Origin of the sequence: Mesorhizobium sp. M0437 (assembly GCF_040321335.1) — a bacterium.
GTDB lineage: Bacteria > Pseudomonadota > Alphaproteobacteria > Rhizobiales > Rhizobiaceae > Mesorhizobium.
Genome location: NZ_JAMYRK010000014.1, coordinates 37,896 through 55,576, shown reverse-complemented (window position 1 = coordinate 55,576; position 17,681 = coordinate 37,896). Strand labels below are relative to the sequence as shown.

The window sequence follows — 17,681 nt, the reverse complement described above, 5'->3', positions numbered from 1 at the left end:
ATCAGCTCCGCTGCTGCGAGGCGGTAATGACTTGCGCGCCTTCCTCCAGGCCGGAGACGATCTCGGTCAGTTCTCCGTCTGTCGAGCCGACCCTGACGTTGACCGGATGCGGCCGCCCATTCTCCAGCACGTAGAGCGTGCGCGAGCCGTCGGTGGGCTTCGCCGCCGCCTGGTGCTGGCGGTTGCCGCCGGGGCGTCCCATGCGGCCGGTGAACAGGTCGGTGAGGCTCCAGCCGCGCTCCGCCGTCTGCGCCGGCCGGTAGCGGAAGGCGATCGATGGCACGGTGAGCACGTTCTTGGCCTGCTTGGTGACGACCGAGACGGTGGCTGTCATGCCGGGCCGCAAAAGAAGCTCGCTATTGTCGACGTCGAGCCTTGCATCATAGGTAACGACACCGTCGGTGGTGACCGAGGCATAGGAAATGTCGCGGATTTCGGCGTCGAATGGCCGTTCGGGGAACGCGTCGACGGTGAAGCGCGCATGCTGGCCGGGTTTGACGGCGCCGATATCGGCCTCGTCGACCGCAGCCTTCAATTCCATGTTCTTCAAATCCGCGGCGATGACGAACAGCACCGGCGCCTGCAGCGAGGAGGCGACCGTCTGGCCGGGGTCGACCGAGCGCGTCAGTATGATGCCGTCGATCGGAGCGTAGATGGTACTCTTGGCAAGATCCGTCTGTTGCGCCTTGAGATCGGCATTGGCCATGGCGAGGTTGGCTTTGGCGATATCAAGCGCCGCCTTCGAGCGGTCGCGGGTGGCGGTTGCCGCTTCGAGCGACTGGTCCGTCGCCATGCCGCGCTTGGTCAGTTGCGCCGCGCGCACCAGCGCCTTTTCGTTTTCGGCCAGGGTCACGGTGGCGTCCTCGACGCTCGCCGCCGCTGCCTTGGCGGAGGCCTGGGCGCGCTCGATCTGCACCTCCAGCTTTGCGGTGTCGAGCGCGGCCAGCACATCGCCCTTCTTCACCAGCTGGTTCTCGTTGACCGAAACCGAGCGGACGACGCCGGAGAGTTCGCTGGAAATATCGACCTGGGTGAGAGGCTGCAGCGCGCCGGTAGCCGAAACGGCGACGGTAAGGTCGGCCATGGCGGCCAGTGTCGTGGTATACTCGATCTTGGCGGGCGAGCCCGCATACCACTGGTAGCCGACGACACTCGCGGCGACGGCAAGCAGTGCGAACACTGCGTAACCCCAACCGCGACGGCGTTTTGTCTTCAGGCCCTGGTGGTCGAGCCCGAGCGCCGTCTCGATGGCGGAAGCGGATTCCGTCTTTGGCAGATTGACAATCTGGTCCACGCCGGACCCCTATGTTCAGTGATATCCCATCGGTGCACAAATCAGGCCTTATGGTTCAAAATTCAAATTAAATTTCGCTCATGTTTGGAATGAGGCAGAGGACTTACTGAGATGCAGCCGCGGAATTACTTGCTTTACGACGTATTCACCACCAACTGGCTGGCCGGCAATCCGCTGGCCGTGGTGCTCGACTGTGATGGGCTGGACGTTGCGACGATGCAGGCGGTGGCGCGCGAGTTCAACCTGTCCGAAACCGTCTTCGTGCTGCCGCCGGACAACCCGAAGCACCGGGCCCGCATCCGTATCTTCACGCCCGATTATGAAATGCCGTTCGCCGGCCACCCAACCGTCGGCTCGGCGATAGCGCTCGCCGAAATTGCGGGAGAGGCCGCCGGCATCTTCGTGCTCGAGGAGAATATTGGCCCGGTGCGCTGCGCTGTCAGCAAGCACGACGGTTCGACCTTTGCCGAGTTCGACCTGGCGAAACTGCCGGCGCAGCTGGCATTGTCGGCCGATCCCGAGGCGATCGGCGCGGCCCTTGGCCTTGGGCCGCACGAGATCGGCTTCGAGAACCACCGCGTTTCGTTCTGGTCGGCGGGCGTGCCCTACGTGACCATCCCCGTCGCCAATCTGGAGGCGGCCGCCCGGATCAGGCTGGACAACCAGGCCTGGTCGGAGCTCGCACCACGCAAGAGCGAATGGGCCTTCGCCAGCCCCTATGTCTATTGCCGCGAGACGGTGCATCACGACAGCGCCTTCCATGTCCGCATGATGGTGCCCGGCAATCCGTCCTACGAAGACCCGGCGACCGGCTCAGCGGCGGCCGCCTTCGCCGGCGCGATCATGCATTTCGACGGCCCGACGGACGGCGTTTCACAACTGTGGATCGAGCAGGGGCTGGAGATGGGCCGGCCTTCGCGCATTCGCCTCGAACTGAATGTCGAAGGCGGCAAACTGGCGGCCGCCCGCATCGGCGGCCATGCGGTGAAGGTGGCTGAAGGCAGGCTTTTTGTTTGACGGGCGCGGCACTTCGGCGATTTGTCGGGAAATGAATCCCACGGGGCTGGACATGGCGGATATCGGCGGCTATATGCCCGCCAACGCCGGTTTTGCCGGCCGAGTGGGTGCGTAGCTCAGTTGGTAGAGCAGCTGACTCTTAATCAGCGGGTCCACAGTTCAATCCTGTGCGCACCCACCAAAAATCTCCAGGATTTGGTGGAAGGACCTTAACGAGCTGGGAACGCGAGACGGCGTTTTGCAGGTTTGCACGTATCAGCCAGCTGCGGTCGGCTCGCCCGACTATTGGATGGTGGGCCTCAGATAGGTCAGGATTGCTCGCGTTATGGCTATCACGCCGTCGACGGCATCGAAGTTTGTTTTGCTCTTGCCTGCGATCCATTCGAGTTCAGGATGCCTGGGCAGTCGAAGTGCATTGAATAGCGCCTCGCCCGAGAGACCGCCCAGTCCAAAGGATGTAGGTTCATCGTCTGCGTAGTAAGGAAAGTGAAAATCCAGCCGGATAGGCCCACCATATCCAAGCTTAAAGGTCATTGTGACTGTAACATCGTGACCAAATCTGTTCTCAAAAATTCCGCAGAACCTAAGGTCCTTGGCATCATAGCTATGCCACTGCGTCGATAATCCCAAAGAATCCCCAAGCCCTGAGGGTATGCGCTTTCAGTTCTTTGCGATTGGGGAATTTTGCCTCTTCAGGATCGTAGGGAAGCGGTGGATCGATGTAGTCTGTCTCGGTTCGCCAATCTTCCGCGGCGCTGCGAAGATCTTCAAAAATCTGAACGATTCTCGGGTCTGTCTGCTCGCCAGAAAAGATTGAGATTCGCCATTGAGAAATCATCTCGCATAGCTCTTCGACCGTATGGCCCGATCGCTCTGCCCAATCCTCGGTGGCGAGTATCCACGGCGAATTGTATTTCAGCCCGGCAAAGGCGCCGCTCTTGCTATCGAAATCTCTGATGATCCGAGCAAGAATATCGCGAAGCCCCTGTTTGGGGTCTCCGAAGATCTGTGAGCGTTTGTTCATCAACGCGATCCGCGCTTGGCTCCGCCTTACTTCTCCGACACGCCGGCCTCGGCGAAGCTTGCCATGCGGGCATGGCATTCGAGCGCCGAGCGGACGATGTTGACCGCCAGGCAAGCGCCGGAGCCTTCGCCGAGACGCATGCCGAGATCAAGCAGCGGCGGCAGACCGAGCGCTTCGAGCAGGCGGCGGTGGCCGGACTCGGCCGAGACATGAGCGGCCATGGTGTGGGCAAGGCCGGCAGGATGCAGCCCGGCCAAGGGTGCCGCGGCGGCGGTGCAGACGAAGCCGTCGAGCAGCACCGGCACGCCGAGATGGCGCGCCGCCAGTGTAGCGCCCAAGATCGCCGCAAGCTCGCGGCCGCCGAGGGCTGCCGCTACCTTCAGGGGATCGCCCAGCGCCGGGGCGTGGCGCTTCAGGCCGGCCTCAATGGCGACGATCTTGCGCACGAGGCCGGCGTCGTCGACGCCGGTGCCACGCCCTGTCCATCGCTCCGCGCCGCCGCCGAACAGCGCGGTCGAGATGGCCGCCGCCGGCGTGGTGTTGCCGATGCCCATTTCGCCGAAGCAGACGAGGTCGAGTTCCTTGCTGATCGCGTCGTAGCCCGCGGAGACGGCGGCGAGGAAGGCCTCGTCGTCCATCGCCGGCTCTTGCGTGAAGTCGCCGGTCGGGCGGTCGAGGTCGAGCGGGATGACGTCGAGTTCGGCGCCGGCAATGCGGGCAAGCTGGTTGATGGCAGCACCCCCACCGGCGAAATTCGCCACCATCTGCACGGTGACCTCCGACGGGAAGGCCGACACGCCTTGCGCGGTGACGCCGTGGTTGCCGGCAAAGACGAAAACCTTGACGCGGTCGAGCTTTGGCATGTCGCGGCCCTGCCAGCGCGCCAGCCAGGCGGCTACTGTCTCCAGCCGGCCGAGGCTGCCTTGCGGCTTGGTCAGCGTGTCCTGGCGCCGGGCGACGGCATTTGCGGCGGCATCGCTGCCAGTGGGCAGGTCGAGGCAGGCGGCGCGCAGTTCATCGAGCGATTTGAAAGGCATGGGGGCAAAATCTCCGAAACAGAGTCAGGAAAGGGAAACGGAAGCGACGAGCAGGATTGCGATCTCGCCCAGCTGCTGAAGGGCGCCGACGGTGTCGCCGGTCTGGCCGCCGACCTGGTTCAGGCAAAGCGCGCGGAAGGCGGCGAATAACAGACCGAGCAGGATGATCGCGAAAACGGCAGCGCCGAACCCAAGCGCCAGCAGCGCGATCGCACCGAGTACGGTACCGATACCGGCGGTTTCGGCCGTGACTGCGCCTGCATCAATCGAGAGGCCGTCGCTGCGGGCCGGTGGCAGCAGGTGCATGAAGGCGGGGGGCAGGCCGCGCGACGCGGCATGCGCGGCAATGAGGGCCCAGAAGACATGAGCCGGGCCGGCGAATCCAGAGAGCACGCTCCAGCGGATCAGCAGCGAGACAGCAAGTGCACAAGCGCCGTAGGCACCGATGCGGCTGTCGCGCATGATCTCCAGCTTTTTGTCGCGTGTCTTGCCGCCGCCAAATCCGTCGGCGACATCCGAAAGCCCGTCCTCATGCAGGCAGCCGGTAGCGAGCAAGATCGCGGCAAGGGCCAACGCTGCAGCAGGGCCAGCGGCGAGGCCGAGCCTCGTGCCGCCGGCGTAGACCAGCGCACCGACCAGAGCGACGGCGAGACCGGCAACGGGTGCAGCCCAGATCGCAGCGGCAAGGCTGCGGCCACGGAAGTCGGCTCTCGGCAGCGGCAGCCGGGTAAAGAAGACGAGGCAAAGCGCGATATCATCGAGAATTTGCTGTTGCGAGGCCTTCATCCGCCCCTCGCAATGGCATGGAAGAACGTGCCGCTGACATTGCCGCGCCGGTAGCCGGAGGCGCCGAGCGGATTTCCTTGACCGTCGGCGAGGTCGGCCAGCGGCTCGTCATTGCCGGTCGCAATCATCTGCGCGTAGTGGAATTCATGGCCGCGGATCAGCGTGCCTTGGCTGCCGAGCGGACAGCCGGACCGCAGCCGCGCCTCGCGGTAGCCGAGATTCATCTTGCGCTTGGCGAAGCTGGTCGAATGGCCGAGGAGGCCAAGCATCCGATGCGTCTCGCCCGACGCGTCCTCGAGCGCTTCGCCCAACACCATGAAGCCGCCGCACTCGCCATGCACCGGCCGCGTGGCGGCGAACCGCGCCATGCCGGCCCTGAAATTCGCCGCGGCCGCGAGGCGGCCGGCATGAAGCTCGGGATAGCCGCCGGGCAGCCAGCAGACATCGCAATCGTCGCCTGGCGCCTCATCGGTGAGCGGCGAGAACGGCACGATTTCGGCGCCGGCCTTGCGCCAATGCATGGCGACATGCGGATAGAGGAAGGTGAAGGCGGCGTCCTCGGCGAGTGCAATGCGCTGGCCGGGGGGAGGCAGCGCATCGCCGAAATTGCCCGGCGCGGGCGTGAATGGCGCCGCCAGCGCCATGATGGCCTCGAGGTCGAGCGAGCGCTCGACCATGTCGGCCAGCCGGTCGAGATGCGCCACCAGATTCTCATATTCGCCGGCCTGGACGAGGCCGAGATGGCGCTCGGGCAGGTTGAGCGAGGGATCGCGCAGGATGGCGCCGACGACAGGCAGGCCAAGTGCCTCGATGGCATCGCCGCATAGCCGGCGGTGGCGCTCGCTGCCCAGCCGGTTGAGCACGACCCCGGCCATGCGCACATCGGGGTCATAAATAGCAAAGCCCTTGGCGACGGCCGCCGCCGTGGTCGACTGGCCGGAAACGTCGAGCACCAGCAGCACCGGCAGGCCGTAGAGTCGGGCAAGGTCGGCGGCCGAGCCGGAACGGCCTGGAGCAGCCGGAATCCCGTCGAACAGGCCCATGGCGCTTTCGAGGAAGATGAAGTCGGCATCTTCGGTCGCTTCGCCGGCCAGCGCGTTGAGCAGGGCGGGCGGCATTGCCCAGCTGTCGAGATTGATGCCGGACAAGCCGGTGGCGGCGGTGTGGAAGCCAGGATCGATATAGTCCGGGCCGGATTTGGCGCCGCGCACTTTCAGGCCGCGCCGGGCAAGTGCGCGCAAAATGCCGATGGTGACGCTGGTCTTGCCCGAGCCCGAGCGCGGCGCGCCGATGATGATGGCGCGGGTCATGGCTCACCCGCCAGTGCCGCGCGCATCGCGACAATACCGCCGACGACGATCAGCGCCGGCGAGGTCAGACCGGCGGCCGCTGCCTCTTCCGCAATCGTGGCGAGCGTGGCGACGACGATACGCTCCTGCGGCGTCGTCGCGGCAACGATGACCGCGGCGGGCGTCGAAGGTGGCAGGCCGCCCTCGAGCAGCGAAGCGGCGATCAGCGGCAGGTTGGCCATGCCCATATAGATGACCACCGGCTGGCCGGTGCGGGCGATTGCCGCCCAGTCGAGATCATCATCGGTGCCGGCGGCATGGCCGGTCGCCAGGATCAGCGCCTTGTTGATGCCGCGCATGGTGCCGGGAATGCCGGTCGCGGCCAGCGCGCTGAGGCCGGACGTCAGGCCAGGCAGGATGCGGAACGGGATAGTTTCCCCGGCCAGCGCCAGCGCCTCTTCGCCGCCACGCCCGAAAATATAGGGGTCGCCGCCCTTCAGCCTGACGACGCGCCGGCCCTCGCGCGCCAGCCGGACCAGCAGAGCGGTGATGTCGTCCTGCTTCATCGACGGCTTGCCGCCGCGTTTGCCGGCATAGAACAGTTCCGCGCCCCTGGCGACAGCGACGACTTCTGGCGAGACCAGCGCGTCATAAACCAGCGCGTCGCACTGTCCGAGGGCGGCTAGCACTTCCAGCGTCAGGCAGCCGGGATCGCCAGCGCCGGCGCCGGCCAGCCAGACATGCCCGGGCTCAAGCTGGCGCGGCTTGAAGTTTAGCCGGGTGAGCGCCTGCTCGACCGTAGTGTTTCTGTTGCTGCCGCTCACAATCCGTCCCGTCCGCGAAAGCGTCGCTGGTAGTGCGCGTCATACAGTGAACTTTCGCCAAAGCCCTCCGCCGCCAGCGAGCGGCCGACGAAGATCATTGCCGTGCGTTCCATCGGATCGGCGGCCAGTTGCGCCTCGATGGTGGCCAGCGTGCCGGTCAGCACGCGCTCGTCCGGCCAGGAAGCACGGAAGACGACCGCCACCGGGCAATCGGCGCCATAGAACGGCGTCAGTTCGGCGACGATCCGGTCGATGGCGTGGATGGCAAGGTGGATGGCCAGCGTGGCGCCGGTGCGGCCGAAGCCGGCCAGCGTTTCGCCGGGCGGCATTTTCGAGGCGCGGCCGGAGATTCGGGTCAACACTAGGCTTTGCGCGACTTCTGGAATGGTCAGCTCGCGGCGCAGCGCTGCCGCCGCAGCGGCGAAGGACGGCACGCCCGGCGTCAGCGTGTAGGGAATGCCGTGCTTTTCCAACCGGCGGATCTGCTCGGCAACGGCGCTCCACACCGAAAGATCGCCGGAATGCAGGCGGGCGACATCATTGCCGGCCGCGTGGGCGGCCAGATATTCGGCCTCGATCTCGTCGAGCGACATCGGCGCGGTGTCGATCAACCTCGTTCCGGGCGCGCAGTGCTGCAACAGCTCGGGCGCGACGATCGATCCGGCATAGAGGCAGACGGGACAACTGCCGAGCAGGCGGCTGCCGCGCAAGGTGATGAGGTCGGCAGCACCCGGGCCGGCACCGATGAAGTGAACGGTCATGCCGCCTCTCCGCTGATGGCGATGGCGCAAGTGACAGCACCGAGCACGGTGCGCGGCCCGAGCAGTTTTGCGCCTTTGCCGGCGGCGGCAAGCGCCGAGGCTTCGGAAACTGACGGCGTGCCGGCATGCTCCTGCGATAGGTCGGAACGGCTGGTCGTAGATGCGGCTTTGAGTTCGTCCTGCCCGACAACGATTACCGGAAGGCGGAGTTCGCGTCCGGCGTCGAAGATTGCCGCCTCATCCTGCTTGAGAGACGCGGTCGCGAGGGCCGAAAGCGCGGGCAGGGCAAGCCCGTGCGCCTCCAGCGCGGTTTCTACCGCGGCAAGCACGTCCGTTGCGCTGACGCCTTTGCGGCTGCCGATGCCCGCGACCATCATGGCTTGACCCAACTCCATTGAGTGACCGGCATAGCCGGCCGCCAGGCCTGCATCGAACCAACCGGCGAAGCACGGGATACAGCGATGCGGGCGAGCTGGCCGCCGTGCGCGGCGTGACGGGAAAGCAGCAGCGCCTCCATCTCCAGGGTCACCGCATTGGCGACGAGGCGGCCGCCGGCAGGCAAGGCATCGGTGGCTCCTTCCAGCACGCCGGCATCGCTGCCGCCGCCGCCGATAAAGATCGCCGCGGGCGTCTCCAGCCCGGCAAGAGCTTGCGGTGCCGAACCTTCGACGACGGTGAGACTGGGAACGCCGCAAGCCGCGGCGTTGCGTCGGATGCGCGCGGCGCGGGTCGGATCGGCCTCAACGGCAATGGCGCGCATGGAGGGATGCGCCAGCATCCATTCGATGCCAATGGAGCCCGATCCGGCGCCGATGTCCCACAGCAGTTCGCCGCGTCTTGGCGCGAGAGCGGACAGGGTGACGGCGCGCACTTCGCGTTTGGTGATCTGGCCGTTATGCTCGAACAAATGATCGGCAAGTCCCGGTGTCAGCGGCAGGATGCGTGCTTGCGAAGTCGATTCAACTTCGATCGCGAGCACGTTGAGCGGGTTGATCTTTTCGAGGTCGAAAGTGCCGGCGCTCGCCGAGCGCAGGCTTTCGTTCGGCCCACCCAGCGCCTCCAGCACCATCAACCGCGAAGCGCCGAAGCCAAGTTCGGTCATGAGACGGGCAATCGCTCCCGGTGCATCGCTGTCCGAGGTCAGCGCGAGAATGCGGGTGCAAGAATGCAGCAACGGCCGGATCAGGTCGAGCGAGCGGCCATGCAGCGAAATGGTCTCGACGTCCTGCAGCGCCCAGCCCAGGCGTGAGGCGGCCAGCGAAAAGGCCGAGGGCGCGGGGATCACCCGCATACCCTCTGCCGCGACCTTGCGGGCGAGGGTGACGCCGACACCGTGGTAGAGGGGATCGCCGGAGGCCAGCACGCAGACGCGTCTGCCGGAGAGCGCCAGCACGTCGCGCATCTCGGCATCGAAAGGTGTCGGCCAGGCGCGCGCTTCACCTTTGGCGAGCGACGCGACGAGGGCAAGGTGGCGCTTGCCGCCGAAGACGAATTCGGCCTCCGCGATCAACCGCTTGGCCTCGTCGCCGAGACCCGCTACACCGTCCTCGCCGATGCCGATGATCGTGAGCCACTTTGAGGTGAGCTTGGCGCCGCGCGGAGCTTCAGCAGGCATGACGACCCACCGCATTCTGATCCTCGGCGGAACCACGGAAGCCCGGCAAATGGCCGGAAAGCTGGCCGCGCGCGCGGATATTTCGGTCATGCTGTCGCTGGCCGGCCGCACCGAAAAGCCGGCCGCGCAGGGGGTGCCGGTGCGGGTCGGCGGCTTCGGCGGTGCCGGCGGGCTGGCGGCGTATCTCCGCCAGAACAAGATCGACCTGCTGATCGACGCCACGCATCCCTATGCGGCGCGAATCTCTGCCAATGCGGCGGAAGCAGCGCGCATGACCGGCGTGCCTATCGTTGCGCTCAGGCGTCCCGGATGGGAGGCGGTCGAAGGTGATCGCTGGATGTTGGTCGACACCGTTGCCAGCGCAGTGACGGCTCTGGGATCGGTGCCGCGCCGCGTGTTCCTGGCGCTCGGGCGACAGGAGGTCGCTGCCTTCAAGGCCGCTCCCCAGCATCATTATCTCATCCGCAGTGTCGACCCGGTCGAGCCCAGGCTCGCTGTGCCCCGCGCGACCTATCTCTTGGCGCGCGGGCCGTTTCGGGAAGTCGACGAACATGCACTGCTTCTGCAACACCACATCGAAGTCGTTGTTTCCAAAAACAGCGGCGGCGAGGCGACCTACGGCAAGATCGCGGCGGCGCGAGCGCGGGGAATCGAGGTGGTGATGATCCGCAGGCCGGCGCTGCCGGACGTCACGTCGGCTGAGACCGTCGAATCTCTTGGCGAGATGGTCGATCATGTTCTGGTCGGTCATGTTCTTGGGCCCGTTGCCGAACGCGGCGTGTAGACCAGCACGGCCTTGTCACCCCGCTTGATGATCCTGGTTTCCGGCGAGCCGATGATGATGCAGGTCGACATGTCGGCCTTCGCGGCATCGGCGTCGGCCAGCAGAAAAACCTCGATGCGCTCGTCGGGACGGCCGGCGGCACGGCCGAAGATCACCGGCGTGGTGCCGGGCAGGATCGCAGCAAGGCATTCGAAGGCGCGGCCTAGCTGCCATGGGCGCGCCTTGCTGATCGGGTTGTAGAGCGCGATTACGAAGCCAGCGCCGGCTGCCGCCAGCAGGCGTAGCTCGATCAGATCCCACGGCTTCAGATTGTCGGACAGGGAGATGGCGCAGAAATCATGGCCGAGCGGCGCGCCGATGCGGGCGGCGACGGCGAGCATGGCGGTGATGCCGGGCACGATGGCGATGTCGACCGCGCGCCATTCGGGTGGGCCCGCCTCCATCGCCTCGCAGACGGCCGCGGCCATGGCGAAGACGCCGGGATCGCCGCCCGACACGACGGCGACATCGTGGCCTTCCACAGCCTTCAGCAGCGCGTCCCTGGAGCGCGCGAGTTCCTCGCGATTGTCGGAAGCGACGCGAATCTGGTCGGGACGCAGATCGAGCCGGTCGAGATAGGGTTTATAGCCATAGAAGAATTTTGCCTCGGCAACGGCACGGCTTGCCTCCGGCGTCACCTGGTCGGCGTTGCCGGGCCCGAGGCCGATGACAGTGAGGCGGCCGCTCATGCTTCGGCTTTCAATGCGCTTGGCCGGCCCGACCAGCCGGCCACCAGCACGATGGCGAAATAAGGCGCCTGGTCGTCCTTTTTATCGACCAGCCGCATCGAGACGCCGCCCGGCATGGTGCCGCGCTCGACATAGATGGCCCGCGCCAGCTTGTCGGTTGCCTCCAGCGCGCGCCTGATCTTGGGCAGGTTGCGGCCGACCTTCATGATCACCGCAGCGTCGGTATCGGCGAGGCGACGCGTCAGCTCGAATTCGCTCATGGTGCCCGGCAGCACCGTCAGCACGTCGTCACCCTGGACGATAGGCAGGCCGGTCGCCGACCAGCAGCCGGACATGGCGGTGACGCCGGGAATGACTTCGCTCGGAAAGCGGTGCGCCAGCCGGACATGAAGATGCATGTAGGACCCGTAGAAAAGCGGGTCGCCTTCCGAAAGCACAGCGACCATCCTGCCGGCGCTGAGGTGCGCGGCGACCTTTTCGGCCGATTGCTCGTAGAAATCGGTTATCTGCGAGCGGTAATCGCTGTGGTCCTTGTCGATCTCGGTCGTCACCGGGTAGAGCAGCGGCAGTTCGATCAGATCAGGGCGAAAATGCGCGCCGACAATGGCGCGCGCATTGCTGTTGTTGCCGCGCTTGGCGAAATGCGCGACGACATCGGCCTCGGCGAGCGCGCGCGCTGCCTTCAGCGTCAAGAGTTCCGGGTCGCCGGGTCCGGTGCCGACGCCGACAAGCCTGCCTTTTGCAATCGTATTCATAGGCCCGGCCTCGCCAATGCATTGAGTGCGGCGGCGGTCATGGCGCTGCCGCCCAGCCGGCCGCGCACGATGGCGTAAGGCACGCCATAGGAATTTTCGGCCAGCGCATCCTTCGATTCGGCGGCACCGACAAACCCGACCGGCATGCCGATGATCGCCGCCGGCTTCGGCGCGCCGTCGCGCAGCTTTTCCAGCAGATAGAAAAGGGCTGTCGGCGCATTGCCGATGGCGACGACCGAACCGGCCATGCGCTCGCCCCACAGGTCGATCGCGGCGGCCGAGCGGGTGTTGCCGATCTTTTTCGCGATGTCGGCGGTCCGCGGATCGCGCAGCGTGCAGATCACCTCATTGCCGGCCGGCAGCCGGGCGCGCGTGACGCCATGCGAGACCATCTGCGCATCGCAGAAGATCGGCGCGCCGGCCGCCAGCGCCGTGCGCGCGGCGGCGACGAAATCGCTCGAGAAAACGAAGTGCCTGCAAGCATCGACCTGGCCGCAGGCGTGGATCATGCGGATAGCGATTTCGGCCTCGGCTTCGGAAAAGCGCGAAAGGTCGGCCTCGGCGCGGATAATGGCGAAGGAGCGCTCGTAGATCGCCGTGCCATCATGGATGTAGTCGTAGGCGTTCTGGGCGGGCATGCTCATTCCTGTCGGTAGATTTCGGTGATGCCGGCCGCGCCGAGCCTTGCCAGGCAGGCGGCAGCAGTCTCGCCGGAATGTCGTGCGCTGCGGATCGCCGCTGCAACGCGGCCGATGCCGTGCGCGGCGTCGTAGCCCGGCCTGTATCCGGCGGGCAATGCCTTTGCCGTCCCGTCCACGACAAGTCCGGCTCCGTTTTCGCCACCGACCAGGGTCAGCGCCGCCGGACCGGGATGGGCACAGCCCTTGGCGCAGCCGGAGATGTGCAGCGTCAGCGAGGAATCAAGGATGTCGCGGTTTTCTGTAGCGATGATCTCGGCGATGTCGCGGGTGGCGATCCGGCCGGAGGCGCAGGCGGGTGCGCCGGGGCAGGCGGCGATCCTGGTGCGCGGATCGGCTGCGTCGGTGACAAAGCCGAGGGCTGCGGCGGTTTTCTGGAGGGAAAGACATGCGGCTGGGGAGAGGCCAAGCAAAAGCAGCGCGCGACCCGGCGCCAGACGGATTTCGGTGGTGCCGAGGGTGAGGGCGTATTGGGTGAGATCGATAAGTTTTGGCGCTGGTATGCTGCCGAACGGCAGGCCGATGCCGAGGGAGGTACTGCCGGCTGCCAGATCGAAAATTCCGATGGGCCGGCGATCCGTCGCGCCCCCCTCTGTCCTGCCGGACATCTCCCCCTCCAGGGGGGAGATTGCGCCTTCGTCTCCGCTTTCGCCAATCGCCGAAGGTGCTGGGGGGAAGCCGCCGGCGAAGCTGCAGATCTCCCCCCTGGAGGGGGAGATGTCCGGCAGGACAGAGGGGGGCGCGACGGATCGCCAACTTGCGAGAGATCTCAGCTGCCTCGCCGTCAAATCCCGCGCATGGGCATCGCGGCCTTTTTCGGCAACCATCCTGAGAATGGCGACGGCAATGTCACAAGCCGCATCTTCCTCGGACATCGCCAGCGGCGTGGCACCCTGCGCATCTCCGGCGAGCGATACCCGCCACTTAATTCCGTCGGCGGCCCGCACCGCGACCAGCCAGACATCGGCCGTAACCGCATCCATTGTCAGCTGCCCGCCGCCGTCAACAATCACCGACACCTTCGGGCCAAGACGTTGCGTAACACCGGCGTCCTCAATTGCCGCCCGAATCCGCTCCGCCATCGGGCGCGGGTCGGCTATCTCCTCCTGGTCGAGCCCGGCCAGCGGGCCGGTCTCGACCGGCACGCCGGTGCGCACAGCGATGCCGAGCGCATCGACCTCCATCGCCAGCAGCCGCGCGCTTGCCGGCGTCAGGCCGCGGATCTGCAGGCTGCCGCGGGCGGTCACTTCCATGATGCCGTTGCCATGGCGCAAGGCGGATTCGCAGAGTCCGATCAACGACTTCGGCAACAGTCCTCCAGCGACCGGATTGAGCCGCACCAGCAGCCCGTCGCCGGTTTGCATCGGCGCCGACAAAGCGGGGCAGGCGCCACGGCGCGAGAAAGCGTTCATGCCGCCACTCCCAGCGCTTGCGCTTCGGCAATCAGTGCGGCGAGATCGTCATCGATCGAATTGCGCAGCGGATGCCAGAGCCCGCGCCGCCGTGCCGACAGCAAACGCTCGGCGATCACCTTCGCCGCCGCCGGGTTCTCGCGCAGGATGAAGGCGCGCACCACGGGGTCGCCAAGATAGGCGTCGTGCACTGCCTCGATCAGCGTGCCCGATATGGCATGGGTAGTCTCGGCAAAGCCGACCAGCCGGTCGACCGTCTCGGCGAATTCCGAGGCGCCGCGCGGCCCGTGCCGCAGCTGGCCGGCGATGAAGCGCGGGTTGACCGCGCGGGCGCGAACTACCCGGGATACGGCCTCACTGATCGAGCGCGGCTTGGGCTTTTGCGGGTCCGTGGTGTCGAGCACGATCACGTCGGCGTTCTTGCCGAGCGCGGCAAGCGCTGCCGAAAAGCCGCCGATGAAGGCGACGTCGGCCGAGCCTTCGAGGATGTCGCGGCCGGGGTCGTCGCCGGTATGAACCAGAAGGTCGGCCTCGGCGAGGCGATCCTCGAACGCGCCGGGCGCCGAAATGCCTTCGCCCTCGGAGCCGCCATAGGCGTGCGAGGTGGCGGCGAGATACGTGCGGCCGATCTCTTCGCGCGCGGCCCAGTCGCCGCTCGACAACAAGTCCTCGATGCCCGCGCCGTAAGTGCCCGGCGAGGTGCCGAAAATGCGCGGGCTGATCTTGCCGTCGATGCGGGTCCTAGCGGCGAGCGGGTTTTCCGAATCGTCCTCGTCGCGGGTCGCCACCGCGTTGGCCGCGGCGTCGATCAGCGCGATCTGGGTCGGGAACATGTCGCGGAACAGGCCCGATATGCGCCAGGTGACATCGATGCGCGGACGGCCGAGTGTTGCCGGCGGCAGCACGTCTATGCCGGTAATGCGGCCGGTGGCGGAATCCCATTGCGGCCGGCAGCCCATCAGCGCCAGTCCTTGCGCGATCTCCTCACCGCCGGTGCGCAGCGAGGCCGAGCCCCACAGGTCGATGACCAGCGAGCGCGGCCAGTCGCCATGCGATTGCATGTAGCTGCGGACCACTTCTTCCGCTGCCATCTTGCCCAGATCATAGGCGGTCGGCGTCGGCATGGTACGCGGGTCGGCGGTAAACAAATTACGGCCGGTCGGCAGCACATCGCTCCGGCCACGCGCCGGCGCACCGGCCGGACCGGCAGCGACGTGGCGGCCGTCGAGGGCGGCAAGCAGCGCGGTTTTTTCAGCTGCCGCGCTTTGCCGCCACAACGGATCAGCCTCGCCTTCCGGCGAGCGGCCGTAAATGTGCAGGCCGTCCTTGATGGCGAAATCCTTGAGATCGCAGAGCCAGGCGTCGATGCGGCGCAAAGCCTCGTCGGCCGCATCGGTCCTGGCGACGCCTGCCTCTGAGGCGAGGCCGGTCTTTTCCGCCGTCTCGACGATCAGCTTCGCCAGGCGGTCGCGGCGGCGGCGGTCGAGCCCGTCGGCCTGGGCATATTCGTCAACCAGTCGTTCAAGCCTGTGCTGGTTTTCGTCCAGCCCGGCGCCGGTCAGCGGCGGCGGCAGATGGCCGAGCGTGACGGCGGCAATGCGCCGCTTGGCCTGCGCTGCCTCTCCCGGGTTGGAGACGATGAAGGGATAGATGACGGGCAGGGGACCGGTGACTATCTCGGGAAAGCAGTTTTCGCTGAGCGCCACGGTCTTGCCGGGCAGCCACTCCAGCGTGCCATGGGCGCCGACATGGACAATTGCATGGATGCCGAGCGACTTGCGCAGCCAGAGCCCAAAGGCGACCAGCGCATGGCGCGGCGGCAGCGTCGGGTCGTGATAGTCGGCGCGGCGGTTCATGGAGCGCCCGCGATCGGGGGCGAGGGCTACGGTGATGTTGCCGAAGGTGGCTGCGCGGAAGGGGAATTTTGCCGTAGGCGCTCGAACACCCCCCTCTGTCCTGCCGGACATCTCCCCCTCAAGGGGGGAGATTGCGCTGTTGTCTCGGCTTTCGCCAATCACCAAGGATGTTGAGAGAGAGCCGTCGGCGAAACTGCCAATCTCCCCCCTTGAGGGGGAGATGTCCGGCAGGACAGAGGGGGGTGCCTCGCACAAACCTGTCTCATCTTCTGGATTTCCCCATGCGGCTTCCACCGCAGCGATGGCCGACGGCGGCAATTCCGTCGAGAAGGTCAAATACTCCTTCAATGCCAGCCCTTGGCTGTCCTTTTCCAACGCATCCAGCAACTCGCGCGGCGTTTGTGGAATGCTTTCAACGGCGTAGCCCTGTTCGCTGAGGTCGCGCAGCATTGCCAGCACGCTGGACGGCACGTCGAGACCAACCGCGTAGCCGGTGCGACCGGGGGCGCTCGGATAGTCGGGGATCAGGATGGCGAGCTTGCGCTCCGCACGCGGCGTCCGCTGCAGGCGCACGAAGGCCTCGACACGGTTCGCCACTTGCGCCACGCGGTCGGGCTCAGGCCGGTTGGCGAAGGCGCGGAAGGCCAGCGCCGGGTCGGTTTCGCTTTCGCCCTTGAATGAAATGGCGCCGGCCAGGATGCGGCCGTCGAGCTCGGGCAGGACGACATGCATGGCAAGGTCGGCGGGCGCCAGGCCGCGCTGATTGGTTTGCCAGATGTCGCGGCGGGTGGTTGCGACGATGACCTGGAACACGGGCACGCCGGCGCGGTCGAACAGGGTTTCAACGCCGGGCTCGGCACCCGAGGCGAAAGCTGTGGCGGTGATGATGGCGGCAGGGTTCAGGGTTGCGAGCGCGGTTTCGACAAAGGCGAGCGACGCCGGGTCCTTGAGGCTGGAGACGAACATAGGCACGGGAACCATGCCGCGGTGGCGCAGGGCTTCGAAAAGCGCGTCGATGGGCGCGACATCGGCCGCGAGCAGCATCGAACGGTAGAAGAGAATTGGCACGACGTCCCCCTCCCTCTCGAGGGGAGGGTGGCCCGCACGGCCGGGTGGGGTCGTCACGGCAGTGGTCGACGTTTTGTGTAGGCGCGCTTCGGAGAGGATCCCGCCCCCGGCCTGCGGCCGGACCCTCCTCTCGAGGAGGAGGGGGACGCCGCGTTCTGCGACCCCCAGTCCCGGCTCGTAAAATCCCGCCTTTGGCACGCTGACAGGTTCGGCTACAGCCGCACCCGATCCAGCGAGACTTGCCAGCCTCTGCACCAGCGCCGTCATATTTGCCGGTCCGCCCTCGCGGAAATAGCCAAGCAGGCCGTCCAACTCCTCGCGCGGCAGCGTCGAGCCTTCGATCAGCCGCAAATCCTCGTCGTGGCTCTCGCCCGGCAGCAGCGCCAGCTTGATACCGCGATTTCGCGCGATAGCGGCGAGCTGGTCGCAGCCATAGCGCCACCAGTCATAGCCGCCGAGGATGCGGACCAGAATGACCTTGGCGTGGCGGGCGACGCTGTCGATCCACAGGTCGACGGACATCGGATGGCGCAGGTCGCGCAAGGCGGCGAGCCGCATCGACGGCAGGCGGTGCGCATCTGCCTTCCACGCCGCCGCCAGCCCGGCCAGGTCGCTGTCGGTGAAGGACAGCGCCACGACATCCGCAGGCGTTTGCCTGAGATCGACAGGCTCGGCGAGATCGTCGAGCGAGGCGGATGTGGTGGTGAGGATGTGCATCGCGGCTCGTACCTGG

17 protein-coding genes and 1 tRNA gene are annotated in these 17,681 nt (G+C 66.4%); 3 read left to right on the top strand and 15 right to left on the bottom strand.

What is annotated here, in order from left to right:
• Position 1: 1 nt before the first annotated feature.
• Positions 2-1,294 (bottom strand): efflux RND transporter periplasmic adaptor subunit, encoded by a 1,293-nt coding sequence (locus tag NKI72_RS11695; protein ID WP_352539596.1) that lies wholly within the window; start codon positions 1,292-1,294, stop codon positions 2-4.
• A gap of 111 nt (positions 1,295-1,405) precedes the next feature.
• On the opposite strand from NKI72_RS11695, the gene NKI72_RS11690 reads away from it, so the two are divergent.
• Positions 1,406-2,311: a PhzF family phenazine biosynthesis protein gene (locus tag NKI72_RS11690; protein ID WP_352831139.1), complete on the top strand. Its 906-nt coding sequence runs from the start codon at positions 1,406-1,408 to the stop codon at positions 2,309-2,311.
• A gap of 105 nt (positions 2,312-2,416) precedes the next feature.
• Positions 2,417-2,492, top strand: a tRNA-Lys gene (locus NKI72_RS11685).
• A gap of 101 nt (positions 2,493-2,593) precedes the next feature.
• Here NKI72_RS11685 and NKI72_RS11680 read toward each other — a convergent pair.
• The 9 genes from NKI72_RS11680 to cbiE all read right to left on the bottom strand — a co-directional run bounded on the left by NKI72_RS11680 (position 2,594) and on the right by cbiE (position 9,647).
• Positions 2,594-2,845, bottom strand: coding sequence for a hypothetical protein (locus NKI72_RS11680; protein WP_352681703.1), 252 nt, complete (start codon positions 2,843-2,845; stop codon positions 2,594-2,596).
• 70 nt (positions 2,846-2,915) lie between these two features.
• Positions 2,916-3,335 (bottom strand): hypothetical protein, encoded by a 420-nt coding sequence (locus NKI72_RS11675; RefSeq protein WP_352831137.1) that lies wholly within the window; start codon positions 3,333-3,335, stop codon positions 2,916-2,918.
• 26 nt (positions 3,336-3,361) lie between these two features.
• Positions 3,362-4,372: a nicotinate-nucleotide--dimethylbenzimidazole phosphoribosyltransferase gene (cobT, locus tag NKI72_RS11670; RefSeq protein WP_352831135.1), complete on the bottom strand. Its 1,011-nt coding sequence runs from the start codon at positions 4,370-4,372 to the stop codon at positions 3,362-3,364.
• A 24-nt stretch (positions 4,373-4,396) separates the two neighbouring features.
• Positions 4,397-5,158: an adenosylcobinamide-GDP ribazoletransferase gene (gene cobS, locus NKI72_RS11665; RefSeq protein ID WP_352817159.1), complete on the bottom strand. Its 762-nt coding sequence runs from the start codon at positions 5,156-5,158 to the stop codon at positions 4,397-4,399.
• A complete protein-coding gene (locus NKI72_RS11660; protein WP_352831133.1) occupies positions 5,155-6,468 on the bottom strand; it encodes a cobyrinic acid a,c-diamide synthase CobB in 1,314 nt (437 codons plus the stop codon). Before NKI72_RS11660 ends, cobS begins: the two co-directional genes overlap by 4 nt.
• On the bottom strand, positions 6,465-7,271 hold the full coding sequence (gene cobA, locus NKI72_RS11655; protein ID WP_352850169.1) for a uroporphyrinogen-III C-methyltransferase: 807 nt from the start codon (positions 7,269-7,271) through the stop codon (positions 6,465-6,467). Before cobA ends, NKI72_RS11660 begins: the two co-directional genes overlap by 4 nt.
• A complete protein-coding gene (gene cobM, locus NKI72_RS11650) occupies positions 7,268-8,032 on the bottom strand; it encodes a precorrin-4 C(11)-methyltransferase (protein ID WP_352831130.1) in 765 nt (254 codons plus the stop codon). Before cobM ends, cobA begins: the two co-directional genes overlap by 4 nt.
• Positions 8,029-8,409, bottom strand: coding sequence for a cobalamin biosynthesis protein (locus NKI72_RS11645; protein ID WP_352539604.1), 381 nt, complete (start codon positions 8,407-8,409; stop codon positions 8,029-8,031). The genes cobM and NKI72_RS11645 overlap by 4 nt, the downstream gene beginning before the upstream one ends.
• Complete coding sequence (cbiE, locus tag NKI72_RS11640) at positions 8,406-9,647, bottom strand: precorrin-6y C5,15-methyltransferase (decarboxylating) subunit CbiE (RefSeq protein ID WP_352831128.1); 1,242 nt, start codon at positions 9,645-9,647, stop codon at positions 8,406-8,408. Before cbiE ends, NKI72_RS11645 begins: the two co-directional genes overlap by 4 nt.
• Between cbiE and NKI72_RS11635 the strand changes: the two genes are divergently transcribed.
• Positions 9,646-10,431: a cobalt-precorrin-6A reductase gene (locus NKI72_RS11635; RefSeq protein ID WP_352850168.1), complete on the top strand. Its 786-nt coding sequence runs from the start codon at positions 9,646-9,648 to the stop codon at positions 10,429-10,431. The genes cbiE and NKI72_RS11635 overlap by 2 nt on opposite strands.
• Here NKI72_RS11635 and NKI72_RS11630 read toward each other — a convergent pair.
• From NKI72_RS11630 to NKI72_RS11610, 5 genes are read right to left on the bottom strand one after another with little or no spacing between them, the layout of a single operon-like run.
• Positions 10,395-11,159: a precorrin-3B C(17)-methyltransferase gene (locus NKI72_RS11630; RefSeq protein ID WP_352831124.1), complete on the bottom strand. Its 765-nt coding sequence runs from the start codon at positions 11,157-11,159 to the stop codon at positions 10,395-10,397. The genes NKI72_RS11635 and NKI72_RS11630 overlap by 37 nt on opposite strands.
• Complete coding sequence (locus tag NKI72_RS11625) at positions 11,156-11,914, bottom strand: precorrin-2 C(20)-methyltransferase (RefSeq protein WP_352831122.1); 759 nt, start codon at positions 11,912-11,914, stop codon at positions 11,156-11,158. The genes NKI72_RS11630 and NKI72_RS11625 overlap by 4 nt, the downstream gene beginning before the upstream one ends.
• Complete coding sequence (locus NKI72_RS11620) at positions 11,911-12,558, bottom strand: precorrin-8X methylmutase (protein ID WP_502893717.1); 648 nt, start codon at positions 12,556-12,558, stop codon at positions 11,911-11,913. Before NKI72_RS11620 ends, NKI72_RS11625 begins: the two co-directional genes overlap by 4 nt.
• Complete coding sequence (gene cobG, locus NKI72_RS11615) at positions 12,555-14,024, bottom strand: precorrin-3B synthase (RefSeq protein WP_352831120.1); 1,470 nt, start codon at positions 14,022-14,024, stop codon at positions 12,555-12,557. The genes NKI72_RS11620 and cobG overlap by 4 nt, the downstream gene beginning before the upstream one ends.
• Entirely contained in the window at positions 14,021-17,665 is a 3,645-nt protein-coding gene (locus tag NKI72_RS11610; RefSeq protein ID WP_352850167.1) for a cobaltochelatase subunit CobN, read from the bottom strand. Before NKI72_RS11610 ends, cobG begins: the two co-directional genes overlap by 4 nt.
• Between the last annotated feature and the right edge of the window lie 16 nt (positions 17,666-17,681).

Excerpts from the sequence above, each read along its gene's own strand:
- NKI72_RS11635 (WP_352850168.1), top strand. The coding sequence starts at position 9,646 with ATGACGACCCACCGCATTCTGATCCTCGGCGGAACCACGGAAGCCCGG.
- NKI72_RS11680 (WP_352681703.1), bottom strand. The coding sequence starts at position 2,845 with ATGACCTTTAAGCTTGGATATGGTGGGCCTATCCGGCTGGATTTTCAC.
- cobG (WP_352831120.1), bottom strand. The coding sequence starts at position 14,024 with ATGAACGCTTTCTCGCGCCGTGGCGCCTGCCCCGCTTTGTCGGCGCCG.
- cobS (WP_352817159.1), bottom strand. The coding sequence starts at position 5,158 with ATGAAGGCCTCGCAACAGCAAATTCTCGATGATATCGCGCTTTGCCTC.
- cbiE (WP_352831128.1), bottom strand. The coding sequence starts at position 9,647 with ATGCCTGCTGAAGCTCCGCGCGGCGCCAAGCTCACCTCAAAGTGGCTC.
- NKI72_RS11675 (WP_352831137.1), bottom strand. The coding sequence starts at position 3,335 with ATGAACAAACGCTCACAGATCTTCGGAGACCCCAAACAGGGGCTTCGC.
- NKI72_RS11610 (WP_352850167.1), bottom strand. The coding sequence starts at position 17,665 with ATGCACATCCTCACCACCACATCCGCCTCGCTCGACGATCTCGCCGAG.
- NKI72_RS11630 (WP_352831124.1), bottom strand. The coding sequence starts at position 11,159 with ATGAGCGGCCGCCTCACTGTCATCGGCCTCGGGCCCGGCAACGCCGAC.
- NKI72_RS11645 (WP_352539604.1), bottom strand. The coding sequence starts at position 8,409 with ATGATGGTCGCGGGCATCGGCAGCCGCAAAGGCGTCAGCGCAACGGAC.
- NKI72_RS11625 (WP_352831122.1), bottom strand. The coding sequence starts at position 11,914 with ATGAATACGATTGCAAAAGGCAGGCTTGTCGGCGTCGGCACCGGACCC.
- NKI72_RS11690 (WP_352831139.1), top strand. The coding sequence starts at position 1,406 with ATGCAGCCGCGGAATTACTTGCTTTACGACGTATTCACCACCAACTGG.
- NKI72_RS11620 (WP_502893717.1), bottom strand. The coding sequence starts at position 12,558 with ATGAGCATGCCCGCCCAGAACGCCTACGACTACATCCATGATGGCACG.
- cobT (WP_352831135.1), bottom strand. The coding sequence starts at position 4,372 with ATGCCTTTCAAATCGCTCGATGAACTGCGCGCCGCCTGCCTCGACCTG.
- cobM (WP_352831130.1), bottom strand. The coding sequence starts at position 8,032 with ATGACCGTTCACTTCATCGGTGCCGGCCCGGGTGCTGCCGACCTCATC.
- NKI72_RS11660 (WP_352831133.1), bottom strand. The coding sequence starts at position 6,468 with ATGACCCGCGCCATCATCATCGGCGCGCCGCGCTCGGGCTCGGGCAAG.